Genomic DNA, 12,524 nt, shown 5'->3' on the forward strand with positions numbered 1-12,524 from the left:
TCCAGCAGAAATCACCGCAACTGATAGTGACTATCGGCGCATTGATGCCTGTTCGATCAACACCTCACGCAGGGCCTGGGCCGCCACCGACAACTGCTGATCGGCCAAGGTCATCAGGCCAATGCGCCGCTCGATGCGCGGCCCTACCAGCGGGATGCAGCAGGCGCCCAGTTCGTGCATCTGCTCGATACACAGTGCCGGCACGGCACTAACGCCCAGACCACTGGCAACCATCCGTCCCACCGTCGCCAACTGATGACTCTCGAAGGCCACCGCCAGCCGTCCATGCTGCGCAGCCACCGATTGCTCCAGCAGCAGGCGCACTGCCGAAGGTCTTTGCAAGGCGATGAAGTCCTCTTTGAGCAATTCACTCCAGTGCAACTCGGCACATCCGGCCAGGGGGGAATCGGCAGGCACCACGGCAACGAAACGGTCTACGCAGAACGGCGTGAAATGCAGTGAGTGGCCAGGCTCCGGCTCGAAACCGATGCCCAGTTCGACCCGCCGCTGGCGGACCATCTCCAGCACCTCTTCGTTGATCACATCGTGCACCGCGATATTGACCCGCGGGTAACGCTCGCGGAACACCTTCAAGGCCGCCGGCAAACGGTTGCCGGCATACGAAGGCATCGCCGCCAATGAAACCTTGCCCATTTGCAGGGTAAAACGCTGGTGCAGCAATTCTTCGGTGTTGTCCCAGTCAGCCAGCAACTGGCGAGCCAGCGGCAGCAGGGTTTCGCCTTCCGGGGTGAGGTTGACGCTGCGTGTGGTGCGAATCAGCAACTGCCCCCCCAGCGATTCTTCAAGCCCCTTGATCGTCAGGCTCAGGGCCGGTTGTGACAGGTGCAGGCGCTCACCGGCCTGGGCAAAGCTCAGGCATTCGGCAACCGCCACGAAGGCGCGCAGGTGTTTGACGTTCATTGTTTTGTCTTTCTTATCAAACCATCAGAAAAACAAAATTAACAAATCATTCGCCAAGACAGAAGATGTCAACAACGCGATTCAGTGGCAGAGCAACTAGCCTGTCCATTGCAGCGACAACGACAACAACAATGACCAGAGGCCGACATCATGGCTGGACTCGACAAACGAGTGGCGACCTACGAGCAAGCCCTCGAAGGGCTGACCGACAACATGACCGTGCTGTGTGGCGGCTTCGGGCTGTGCGGCATACCGGAAAACCTGATTGCCCAGATCAAGCGCATGGGCACCCGTGGCCTGACCGTTGTGTCCAATAACTGCGGGGTCGACGGGTTTGGCCTGGGCATCCTGCTCGAAGACCGGCAGATCCGCAAAATGATCTCTTCCTACGTCGGTGAGAACGCGCTGTTCGAGCAACAGTTGCTCAGTGGCGCGCTGGAAGTCGACCTCACCCCGCAGGGCACCCTGGCCGAGAAACTGCGTGCCGGCGGTGCCGGGATTCCGGCCTTCTACACCGCCACCGGCTTCGGCACGCCGGTGGCCGAGGGCAAGCAAAGCCGTCAGTTCAACGGCCGCGATTACATTCTTGAAGAAGCCATCACCGGTGATTTTGCCCTGGTCAAAGGCTGGAAGGCCGACCACTTCGGCAATGTGATCTACCGGCATACCGCGCAGAACTTCAACCCACTGGTGGCCACCGCCGGGAAAATCACGGTGGTGGAGGTCGAAGAAATCGTCGAGCCCGGCGAACTCGACCCGGCGCATATCCACACCCCGGGTATCTACGTCGACCGGCTGATCCTCGGCAGCTTCGAGAAACGCATCGAAAAGCGCACCCTCAAGGCCTGAGAAAGGAGTTGCACCATGGCACTTTCCCGCGAACAAATGGCACAACGGGTCGCCCGCGAACTCAAGGACGGCTACTACGTCAATCTGGGCATCGGCATCCCGACCCTGGTCGCCAACTACGTACCAGACGGCATTGACGTGATGCTGCAATCGGAAAACGGCCTGCTGGGCATGGGCGAGTTTCCCACCGAGCAGACCGTCGACGCCGACATGATCAATGCCGGCAAACAGACCGTCACAGCCCGCCGCGGCGCATCGATTTTCCACTCCGCCGACTCGTTCGCGATGATTCGCGGCGGGCATGTCGACCTTACGGTGCTGGGCGCATTCGAAGTCGATGTGCAGGGCAACATCGCCTCCTGGATGATCCCCGGCAAGCTGGTCAAAGGCATGGGCGGTGCCATGGACCTGGTCGCCGGTGCCGAGAACATCATCGTCACCATGACCCACGCCTCCAAGGACGGCGAGTCGAAACTGCTGGATCGTTGCGAACTGCCGCTGACCGGCGCCGGGTGCATTCGCCGGGTGCTGACCGACCTGGCTTATCTGGAGATCGACAACGGTGCCTTCATCCTGCGCGAACGTGCGCCGGGCATCAGCGTCGAGGAAATCGTCGCCAAGACCGCCGGCCGGCTGATCGTGCCCGACGATGTGATTGAAATGCGTTTCTGAATCTTCGAGGCCCCGTCAGGGGCCTCGAACGTTGTGCCTTCAAAAAAACAATAAAGAGGTATTGCTATGTCGTCCGCTTCCCTCCAGGAAAGCCGCTCCGCGCGCTTTGCCCTGCGCTGCTCGGCCTGGGCCGAGCGCTGGTTTCCCGATGCCTGGGTATTCGCCGCCCTGGCCGTACTGATCGTCACGCTTGCGGTGCTGGGCATGGGCGCCAAGCCTGCCGACACCGCCAAGGCATTTGGCGATGGCTTCTGGAGCCTGATTCCCTTCACCCTGCAAATGGCGTTCGTGGTGATCAGCGGCTACGTGGTCGCCAGCTCGCCACCGGCGGTGCGTCTGATCGACCGCCTGGCACGCCTGCCGTCCAATGGCCGCAGTGCGGTGGCCTGGGTGGCGCTGATCTCGATGCTCGCCTCCTTGCTCAACTGGGGCCTGTCGCTGGTATTCGGCGGCCTGCTGGTACGCGCACTGGCACGGCGCAAGGACCTGAAAATGGACTACCGCGCCGCCGGTGCCGCCGCCTATCTGGGCCTGGGCGCAGTGTGGGCGCTGGGCATCTCGTCGTCGGCTGCGCAATTGCAGGCCAACCCCGGCAGCCTGCCGCCATCGATCCTGGCCATCACCGGGGTCATCCCGTTTACCGATACCATCTTCCTCTGGCAGTCCGGGGTGATCCTGCTGGTGCTGATCGTGCTGTCGATCATCGTCGCCTACGCCACCGCGCCAGGCCCGGCCAATGCCCGCAGTGCCGAGGACTGTGGCGTCGACCCGGCTTTCAACCTGCCACCGCTGGCGCCGCGCACCCGTCCTGGCGAGTGGCTGGAATACAGCCCGCTGCTGATCATCGTGATGGTGGCGCTGGGAGTCGGCTGGCTGATCAACGAGTTCAGCAGCAAACCGGCGATCACCGCCATCTCGGGCCTGAACACCTACAACTTCCTGTTCATCATGCTCGGCGCCCTGCTGCACTGGCGCCCGCGCAGCTTCCTTGATGCGGTGGCGCGTGCCGTGCCGACCACCACCGGGGTGCTGATTCAGTTCCCGTTGTACGGCTCGATCGCCGCGCTGATGACCACCGTCAAAGGCAGCGATGCGCAGACCCTGGCGCACCATATCTCGCTGTTCTTCACCAGCATCGCCACCCACGATACCTATGCGGTGCTGATGGGCGTCTACTCGGCCGTGCTGGGCTTCTTCATCCCCTCCGGTGGCGGCAAGTGGATCATCGAAGCACCCTACGTGATGCAGGTGGCCAATGAACTGCAGTACCACCTGGGCTGGGCGGTGCAGATCTACAACGCCGCCGAGGCATTGCCGAACCTGATCAACCCGTTCTACATGCTGCCGCTGCTCGGCGTACTGGGTCTCAAGGCCCGGGAGCTGATTGGCTTCTCGTTCGTGCAGTTGCTGGTGCACGCGCCGGTGGTGCTGTTTCTGCTCTGGGCGCTGGGCACAACCTTGAGCTACACCCCACCGGTCATGCCTTAAGGGCAGTTGCAAGCGATAAGCGTCACGCTCCAGGCTATGCGGTGTTGCCCTCAGTCTGCCGAAACCGGGGTCAACACCGGCTGGCCGGCAAAGAACGCCTGCAGGTTATCGCGTACCAATTGCACAGAGTCATGCGAAGCCTCTGGCGACAGGCCCGCCACGTGGGGGGTAAGCACCACATTGGCGAGGCTCTTGAACGCATCCGGCACGTTCGGCTCGTCATCGAATACGTCCAGCGCAGCGCCGGCGATGCGCTGTTCGCGCAAGGCGCCGAGCAGTTCCTGGGTATCGACCACGCTGGCCCGGGCGATATTCACCAGATAACCCTGCGGGCCAAGCGCCTGGAGCACTTCGTCATCGACCAGATGGCGGGTATTGGCGCCACCCGGCGTGGCCAGAACCAACACGTCCGAGGCCTCGGCCAGTTCGCGCACCGAGCGATACCAGACATAATCCACATCACTGCGTGCGCGCCGATTGTGATAAGCGATGGACATGTCAAAGGCGGCTGCGCGCCGGGCGATGGCCAGGCCCACTGCGCCCAGACCAAGGATGCCCAGGCGTTTGCCAGCCAGCGAAGGGCACATCGCCTTGCGCCACTCGCCACGACGTACCGAGGCATCGGCCTGGGGGATGTCGCGCATCACCGCCAACAGCAGGGCCATGGCATGGTCGGCCACGGTCGATGCATTGACCCCGGCACCGTTGGTGACCACGATGCCACGGGCCTGGGCGGCCGCCACATCGACCTTTTCATAACCCGCCCCGCTGACGCAGATGATCCGCAGGTTCGGCAGGGCGTCCATTTCTTCGGCAAACAGCCCCAGCGGCCCACGGGTCACCACGGCCTGGATTTCGTCGCCATGTCGGGCGATCGCCTCGGCACGCAGCTCGGGGGTCTGCGCACGGATCAACCGAAAACCGCTGTCTTCGAGTATCGGCAGATACTCGTTGAGGTTTTCGACCAGTACCAGCAGGGTCGTCATGGGAATCAGTCCTCGGTCCAGAGAAAACACTGACAGTAACCCGAGAGGCTCTGCCTGCACAGCAACGGATCGCTAGCCCGGACGCCGACTGCGCTTTTTCGCGGCATACATCGCCTGATCTGCATGCCGGAACAACTGCGCCAGATCACTGGCATCATCAGGGTAGCGGGCGATGCCGATGCTTGATGAGATACGCCAGCTCTGCCCTTCCAGCAGCACCGGAGCCTTCAGCGCACGATCAATGACTTGCGCCACCCGATCGGCGTCAGCATCGTCATGAATGCGTTCAAGAAGCACCACAAACTCGTCGCCGCCGATCCGCGCAACGGTATCGATGGCCCGGACACAGGCTTTCAGGCGCCGGGCGACTGCCTGCAGCAAGGTGTCGCCAGCCGCATGCCCGAGGGTGTCGTTGACCTGCTTGAACTTGTCCAGATCCAGATACAGCACCGCCAACCGGTCACCGTGCCGGTCAGCCTGCTGCACCGCATGCTGCAAACGCTCGTTGAGCAAGGTGCGGTTGGCCAGTTGGGTGAGCGGGTCATAGCGGGCCATCGCATGCAGCCGTTCATAGAGCTGCTGACGCTCGATGGCCGTGGCCACGTGGCTGGACACCAATTGCAACAAGTCCTGATCACGCGGGGTATAAAGCGGCGCATCAAGCTCACCCTTGATCAGCAGCGCGCCGATAATCCCGCTGGCGGTTTGCAGGGGTACGCCGAGCCGGTCGCAACGCAGCACCGGCCGACCGCGACTGAAGACCTCCGTGGCCAGGGCGCGGGCAGCATCGTGCGGTTCATCGTCGGGATAGACAAACGAGTAACGCGCAGGCTCGCCTTCACACAGGACAATCGACAGATAGCGAGCGCCGAGCAAATTACCGAGGATCTTATGAATGCGCTCGAACAGGCAGGCAAGGTCGGTACTGCCATTGGCCGCCTCGGAAATTTCCAGCAGCGTGGCGCGCAGGCTGTCGGCGCGCTTGAGTTCAGTGATATCCCGGGCCACAGCAATACGCAGGCGGTCCGCCGGCGACCAGCACGCCGACCACATCACATGCACGACATGGCCGCTCTTGTGCAGGTAGCGATTTTCAAAGTGTAACTGGGGATTGCCGGCCATGATGTCGGCGGCGGCCTCAAGGGTCCGCGCCCGATCATCGGGATGCACCAGATCAAGCATCTGGGCACCGATCAGTTCCTGAGGGTGATAGCCGAAAATCCGCTCGAATGCCGCGCTGACGTAGACATAGCGTCCCTCTGTGTCCACTACGCAAATCGCATCCATGAGCCTGTCGACGAATCCCTCCAGTGCCTGGTTGGCGATATTTACCATAGGGAAATACCCGCAGATGTGGGACGGTCATACCCGCGACGCATTTGCTGCCCAGACTGACAGCCGATATTGTTCTGTTTCAGTCCAATAGTGCCCAACTAAAAGGCTTTTTGCCATCAGCCGCCTGCGAGGGTGACGGACGGCGAGTTACCGATAAGGAATCGCGTGCATGAGTTCATTTGCTTCGCTGACCAGATTACTGACGGTTACCACCCTGACCGGTGCCATGCTGCTGTCAGCAACCGCCATGGCTTCTGGATCCCCTGGCAAAGCGCTGAGCGAAAAGGCCGGCCTGCCCTGGCCGGCAGTGATTGCCCATCGCGGCGCCTCATTTGATGCCCCCGAAGAAACCCTGCCGGCCTTCATCCTGGCCCGCGAGCTGGGTGCCGACTACCTGGAACTGGACCTGCAACGCAGCAAGGACGGGGTCCTGCTTGCCCTGCACGACGACAGCCTGGTGCGTACCACCAACATCGCCGAGGTGTTCCCGGCCCGTGCCCAGGAGCCGGTGAGCAGCTTTACCCTGGCTGAACTCAAGCAACTGGATGCCGGCTCGTGGTTCAACAAGGCCTACCCGGCGCGGGCGCGGGACAGTTATGCGGGCCTGAAGATCCTGACTCTGGATGAGGTGATCGACATCGCCGAAGGTGGCGCCAACAAGCCCGGCCTGTACATCGAAACCAAACAGCCGCAGCAATTTCCCGGCATCGAAGCCGACCTCAAGCAAGCGCTGGAGAAACGCGGCTGGCTGCGTGAGCGCCCTGCGGCTGCGCCCGGTCAGGTCAACGTCGCGCAGTTGCCCGGCCGGGTCGTGCTGCAAACCTTCGACAAAACCAGCCTGCAACTGCTGCACAAGGAAATGCCTCAGGTGCCCAAGGTCTTGCTGCTATGGATAGGCCAGGGTGCCATCGCGCCAAAATCCAGCGTGGCGTTCAAAGACTCGGGGTTCAAGGACAAAGCGGCCTGGTACGCCAGCCAGGAAGTCAAATCAGAAGCCGAGTTTGCCGCCTGGATCGACTGGGCAAAGGCCAATGGTGCAATCGGCACCGGCCCTGCGAGCCGGCTGGCCGACGGCGGTGAGCAGAGCTACATGGATCTAGTCAAACCGTGGATGAACACCATGACCCACGCCAAGGGGCTGATCATTCATCCTTATACCGTGGACAATGCTGTGGACTTCAACGCTATCAGCGCTGCCGGCGTCGATGGCTTTTTCACCAATCGCCCGGCGCAACTGCTGGAGTTCTACGCACGCCCGGCCAAAGAGACGGTCGATAGCCTACTCAAACGCAACGGCTATTGAGTTACTGTCCCGCAGGCCGGGTAGTCTGCCTGCCGCAATCGGCAGGTGGACACTGGCTTGCCCAACCATCACACAGCTTTTTTTAACCCAGCGACTTTTCATGGCAAGCCTGGTGTAAGCTCGCAGGTCGTCGCCAACCGAACGAGAGGCTTATGCAGTCCCCCTTCAGACGCTCGACCCTTGCCACGCTGTGCGGATTCGCCTTGCAAGACCAGGCAATCACTCTGTTGCCCACGGCCGCCGACTATCGTCGTTGCCTGCTGGAGAAAATCGCCTCGGCTACCCGGCGCATCTATATCATCGCCCTGTATCTGCAACAGGATGAAGCCGGTCAGGAAATCCTCGATGCCCTGTATGCGGCCAAGGTCGCCCGCCCCGGTCTTGAAGTGCGGGTCCTGGTCGACTGGTTCCGTGCCCAGCGCGGGCTGATCGGTGCCGGTCGACAGCCGGGTAACAGCACCTGGTATCAGGCGCAGCATCTGGAATACGACGTCGAAGTTCCGGTCTATGGTGTACCGGTGCAGACCCGCGAGCTGTTCGGCGTGCTGCACCTCAAGGGCAGCGTCATCGATGACGAGGTGCTCTACACCGGCGCCAGCATCAATAACGTCTATCTGCACAAGCTGGACAAGTACCGGCTGGACCGCTACCACCTGATCCACAACGCGCCATTGGCAGACAGTTTTGTCATGCTGGTACAGCAGGAGATCATCGGCTCGCCGGCAGTGCACCGCCTGGACCTGCCGCAACCGCCCAGCTCAAAGAGCCTGCGCGGTGAGATCCGCGCCTTGCGCAGCCAGCTCAAACGCGCCAGCTACAACACCGATGCAGGCAGCCTGGAAAATGGCGAAATGCGCGTCATCCCGCTATTGGGTGTCGGCCCGCGCAACCGCCTGAACCGCACCATCTGCGATCTGATCGCCAGCAGCCAGAGCCAGCTGACCATCTGCACGCCGTACTTCAATCTGCCGGTCGCTGTGACCCGTGAAATCAACCGCGCACTCAAGCGTGGCGTGGTGGTCGACATCATCGTCGGCGACAAGACCGCCAACGACTTCTTCATTGCACCTGAAGAGCCGTTCAAGGTGATCTCTGCCCTGCCCTATCTTTACGAAATCAGCCTGCGCCGTTTTGCCCGCAAGCACCAGACGGCAATCGCCCGGGGGCGGCTGAATCTGCACCTGTGGAAGCATGGCGACAACACCTACCACCTCAAGGGCATGTGGGTCGATCAACGTTATACCCTGCTGACCGGCAACAACCTCAACCCACGTGCGTTCAATCTGGATCTTGAAAACGGCCTGCTGATCGATGACCCCAAGGGGCAATGGCTCGACCCGCGCGCAGCCGAGCTGGCCAGCCTGATGCAACATACCCGGCGGGTCGACAATTTCGAGCAATTGCAGACCCTGGCCGAGTATCCCGAAGGCGTGCACAAGTTCCTGCGCCGGGTCAGCCGGGTGAAGATCGAGCGGTTGCTGTACCGGATTCTCTAAAGAACCCGGTACGACTTGCCCGACGCACTCTGCAAGAGCGGCTTTAGCCGCGAAAAACGGTGCCGGGCATCGCGGCTGAAGCCGCTCCTACAGCAGCCCTGCGCTACGCAGCGCCTGTAGCGCTTGCAGCCAGCGTGGCTGGCTGCGGTAGTCGGTGCTGGCATGGCTCTGGCCACGCATGCGCGCCAGCCGGGGCGAGGGCTTGACCTTGAGGCGCTGCGCGGCGCTCAGGGCAAGTTCAGCGCTGGCGCGATCGTTGCACACCAGCCCCATGTCACAACCGGCGCTCAGCGCCGCTTCGATCCGGCTGGCAGCGTCGCCCACCACATGGGCGCCAGCCATCGACAGGTCATCACTGAAAATCACCCCATCGAAGCCCAGCTCACCGCGCAGAATATCTTGCAGCCAGCGCCGGGAAAAGCCCGCCGGCTGGTTGTCGACCTGCGGATAAATCACATGGGCGGGCATCACCGCGGCCAATTTCTGGCTCAGGCGGGCAAAAGGCACCAGGTCCTGGGCACGGATACTGTCCAGGCTGCGTTCATCGTTGGGGATCGCGACGTGCGAGTCCGCCTCAGCCCAGCCATGCCCCGGAAAATGCTTGCCGGTCGCCGCCATACCGGCTTCATTCATACCCCGGATGAAGGCACCTGCCAGTTGCGCGGCACGTTCCGGATCACCTTCGAACGAGCGGGTGCCGACCACCGCACTGCGCTCATGATCCAGGTCAAGAACGGGGGCGAAGCTCAGGTCCAGGCCCACCGCCAGCACCTCGGTCGCCATCAGCCAGCCGCAATGGGCTGCCAGCGCCTCGGCATCCGGACAGGCAGAAATGGCGCGCATGGCCGGCAGACGCACGAACCCTTGACGCAGACGCTGAACGCGTCCGCCTTCCTGATCCACCGCCAGCAGCAGGTCCGGACGCACAGCGCGAATCGACGCACTCAGTTCACGAACCTGGCGTGGATGCTCGATATTGCGGGCAAAAACAATCAGGCCACCGATTTGCGGTTGGCGCAGTAGATGACGGTCTTCAGCAGTCAGCCAGGTACCGGCGACATCGACCATCAAGGAGCCTTGCAGGCCAGAACTCATAGAAAACACCATTACCTTGGATCAAGCCGGCATGGTGCTTGATCCTGCAGCCCGGTGCAACGCAGCCGTACTCAGGCCTTGACCGCGGCGGTGTTGGTTACCGCAGCGACCTTGCTGCGCGGCCTGAGCTGGGCGGCGATCATCTGCGGATCAGTGACGCCGGTTTGCGCACGCATGCCGGCCGCCAGAAACGGCACCATCAGGCGCATGACCTGCTCGATCGAGGTATTGATGCCGAAGTCATTCTCGGAAATGGCCCGCAGCGCCTTGATGCCCGACATGCTGAATGCCGCAGCACCGAGCATGAAGTGAACGCGCCAGAACAGCTCGATCGGTGGAATGCATGGCGCGGCCTCATTGACCAGCACCATATACCGGCGAAACACCTTGCCGTACATGTCTTCAAGGTAACGCCGCAGATGCCCCTGGCTCTGGCTGAACGCCAGGCCAAGCAGGCGCATGAAGATCGACAGGTCGTTACCGCTGCGCGGCTGCACCGCCATGGCCTGCTCGACCAGGATACCCAGCAGTTCCTCAAGGTCAGGCTTGTGCTCCGGCTGGGCCTGACGGCGCTCCAGCTCACGCTCAAGGCTCGCGCAGAACGGCCCGAGAAAGCGCGAGAACACTGCCTGGATCAAGGCTTTTTTGGAGCCGAAATGATAATTGACCGCTGCGAGGTTGACCGACGCCTTGCTGGTGATCAGGCGCAAGGACGTCTCGGCGAAGCCCTTCTCGGCGAACAACTGTTCGGCAGCATCAAGAATACGTTCTACGGTTTCCGACTGGGCCATGGCTCTCTGCCTGACAAAACAATCGTTTGAAACATACGTTTCAGGCAGGCGGTTTGTCAAGCGGGCGGTTCATTTTGTGGCTGAACAGTCACGCATTCAAGCCACGCCGACGAGCGATCCATCCAGCCATGCGCCTGGCCGTTCGGCACAAAGATTCAAAAGCATGATTGCCAAGCCGCCTTCACTGTATATAATCCCAGTCACTGTACAAAAAGACAGAGCGCACGACATGATCAAACTGACGCCCCGCCAGGCCGAAATCCTGGACTTCATCAAACGTTGCCTCGAAGACAACGGCTACCCGCCAACCCGGGCGGAGATAGCCCAGAAGCTCGGCTTCAAATCACCGAATGCCGCTGAAGAACACCTCAAGGCCCTGGCCCGCAAAGGCGCCATCGAGATGACGCCGGGCGCCTCGCGAGGCATCCGCATCCCAGGTTTCGAAGCCCGCCAGGCCGACGACAGCAGCCTGCCCATCATCGGCAGGGTTGCCGCCGGCGCACCGATCCTCGCCCAGCAGCACATCGAGGAGTCATGCAACATCAACCCGACCTTCTTTCATCCAAGCGCCGACTACCTGTTGCGCGTCCACGGCATGAGCATGAAGGACGTCGGCATCCTCGACGGCGACCTGCTGGCAGTACACACCACTCGCGAAGCACGCAACGGGCAGATCGTGGTAGCCCGGATCGGTGACGAAGTCACAGTCAAGCGCTTCAAACGCGAAGGCAACAAGGTCTGGCTGATTGCTGAAAACCCTGAGTTCGCGCCTATCGAGGTCGATCTCAAGGAGCAGGAACTGGTCATCGAAGGCTTGAGCGTCGGCGTGCTGCGCCGCTAAGGGAGAACACCATGCAGTTTCATCCGGCCCCTCACACCCAATTACCACTGTTCGAAGCATTCCTGGCCCAGCCCATCGCCCCTTCCCTGCAGGAGCTGCCCCAGGCATTCCGGGAGACGGCACCGCAGGTGTTCAGCGAAGTGTCATTGCGTGGAGCGGCCGGAAGCTGCCTGAGCCTGCTGGCGCCAATTCTTAGAGATTTGAGTGAGGAGCAGGATCCACGCTGGCTCAGCCTGATCGCTCCGCCTGCCAGCCTGACCCAGGCATGGCTACGTGAGGCGGGCCTGAACCGGGAGAGAATCCTGATTCTGCAGCCCCGCGGCACACAAACCGCTCTGGCACTTGCTCGCGAGGCATTACGGCTGGGGCGCAGTCACACAGTGGTGAGCTGGCTCAATCCCCTCAGCGCAGCTGCACGGCAACAGCTGACGGCTGCGGCCCGTATCGGTGAAGCGCAAAGCCTGAATATCCGATTGGGCTGATCGCCCGACGGGCCTCAATGCAGAACCCGGGGTCCGTCTTCTTCTTTTTCCAGCACACCTTCGGCCAGACGGCCGGCCATCTGCACGCCGACGCTCAACATGGCTTTGGCGACTTCAACGTGCTGACCTTGCAGAAACACCTTGGCGTCCTCCGAAAAGTTCAGAGTGACCAGCGAGCCCTCATCCTCGGCACGACGCAGCTCGATACGGCCGTCAGGAAGCTCGACAATTTCAAGAAAAGAGGTAGGCATCAGTACAAATACTC

General features: G+C 61.6%; 13 protein-coding genes. 7 read left to right on the forward strand and 6 right to left on the reverse strand.

From position 1 onward, the window contains the following. Positions 1-30 precede the first annotated feature (30 nt). Complete coding sequence (locus PSCI_RS27430; RefSeq protein WP_045493270.1) at positions 31-921, reverse strand: LysR family transcriptional regulator; 891 nt, start codon at positions 919-921, stop codon at positions 31-33. Between the two features lie 150 nt (positions 922-1,071). Here PSCI_RS27430 and PSCI_RS27435 point away from each other — a divergent pair, with 150 nt between their 5' ends. The 3 genes from PSCI_RS27435 (at position 1,072) to PSCI_RS27445 (ending at position 3,930) form a co-directional block, all read left to right on the forward strand. Beyond that, a complete protein-coding gene (locus PSCI_RS27435; protein WP_045493272.1) occupies positions 1,072-1,770 on the forward strand; it encodes a CoA transferase subunit A in 699 nt (232 codons plus the stop codon). Between the two features lie 15 nt (positions 1,771-1,785). Next, complete coding sequence (locus PSCI_RS27440; RefSeq protein WP_045493274.1) at positions 1,786-2,442, forward strand: CoA transferase subunit B; 657 nt, start codon at positions 1,786-1,788, stop codon at positions 2,440-2,442. A gap of 66 nt (positions 2,443-2,508) precedes the next feature. Continuing rightward, positions 2,509-3,930, forward strand: a complete 1,422-nt coding sequence (locus PSCI_RS27445) for a short-chain fatty acid transporter (protein ID WP_045493276.1) — start codon at positions 2,509-2,511, stop codon at positions 3,928-3,930. A 50-nt stretch (positions 3,931-3,980) separates the two neighbouring features. Here the strand turns inward: PSCI_RS27445 and PSCI_RS27450 are convergent, their stop codons facing one another. Together PSCI_RS27450 and PSCI_RS27455 are read right to left on the reverse strand one after the other, a co-directional pair. Continuing rightward, positions 3,981-4,916 (reverse strand): 2-hydroxyacid dehydrogenase, encoded by a 936-nt coding sequence (locus PSCI_RS27450; RefSeq protein ID WP_045493279.1) that lies wholly within the window; start codon positions 4,914-4,916, stop codon positions 3,981-3,983. 72 nt (positions 4,917-4,988) lie between these two features. Further along, positions 4,989-6,251: a GGDEF domain-containing protein gene (locus tag PSCI_RS27455; protein WP_045493282.1), complete on the reverse strand. Its 1,263-nt coding sequence runs from the start codon at positions 6,249-6,251 to the stop codon at positions 4,989-4,991. A gap of 169 nt (positions 6,252-6,420) precedes the next feature. On the opposite strand from PSCI_RS27455, the gene PSCI_RS27460 reads away from it, so the two are divergent. Both PSCI_RS27460 and pssA read left to right on the forward strand, forming a co-directional pair. Further along, a complete protein-coding gene (locus PSCI_RS27460) occupies positions 6,421-7,554 on the forward strand; it encodes a glycerophosphodiester phosphodiesterase (protein WP_045493285.1) in 1,134 nt (377 codons plus the stop codon). A 152-nt stretch (positions 7,555-7,706) separates the two neighbouring features. Then, positions 7,707-9,050 carry a CDP-diacylglycerol--serine O-phosphatidyltransferase gene (pssA, locus tag PSCI_RS27465; protein WP_045493288.1) on the forward strand — a complete coding sequence of 448 codons (1,344 nt, stop codon included), beginning with the start codon at positions 7,707-7,709 and terminating at the stop codon, positions 9,048-9,050. A gap of 87 nt (positions 9,051-9,137) precedes the next feature. Here pssA and nagZ read toward each other — a convergent pair whose 3' ends face one another. Beyond that, positions 9,138-10,133 (reverse strand): beta-N-acetylhexosaminidase, encoded by a 996-nt coding sequence (gene nagZ, locus PSCI_RS27470; protein WP_173426727.1) that lies wholly within the window; start codon positions 10,131-10,133, stop codon positions 9,138-9,140. 83 nt (positions 10,134-10,216) lie between these two features. After that, positions 10,217-10,936, reverse strand: coding sequence for a TetR/AcrR family transcriptional regulator (locus PSCI_RS27475; RefSeq protein WP_045493293.1), 720 nt, complete (start codon positions 10,934-10,936; stop codon positions 10,217-10,219). A 229-nt stretch (positions 10,937-11,165) separates the two neighbouring features. On the opposite strand from PSCI_RS27475, the gene lexA reads away from it, so the two are divergent. Beyond that, positions 11,166-11,777 carry a transcriptional repressor LexA gene (gene lexA, locus PSCI_RS27480; protein ID WP_045493296.1) on the forward strand — a complete coding sequence of 204 codons (612 nt, stop codon included), beginning with the start codon at positions 11,166-11,168 and terminating at the stop codon, positions 11,775-11,777. 11 nt (positions 11,778-11,788) lie between these two features. Continuing rightward, complete coding sequence (gene sulA, locus PSCI_RS27485; RefSeq protein ID WP_045493299.1) at positions 11,789-12,259, forward strand: SOS-induced cell division inhibitor SulA; 471 nt, start codon at positions 11,789-11,791, stop codon at positions 12,257-12,259. 14 nt (positions 12,260-12,273) lie between these two features. Here the strand turns inward: sulA and PSCI_RS27490 are convergent, their stop codons facing one another. Then, complete coding sequence (locus PSCI_RS27490) at positions 12,274-12,510, reverse strand: hypothetical protein (RefSeq protein WP_045493302.1); 237 nt, start codon at positions 12,508-12,510, stop codon at positions 12,274-12,276. Between the last annotated feature and the right edge of the window lie 14 nt (positions 12,511-12,524).

The organism is Pseudomonas sp. StFLB209, assembly GCF_000829415.1.
GTDB lineage: Bacteria > Pseudomonadota > Gammaproteobacteria > Pseudomonadales > Pseudomonadaceae > Aquipseudomonas.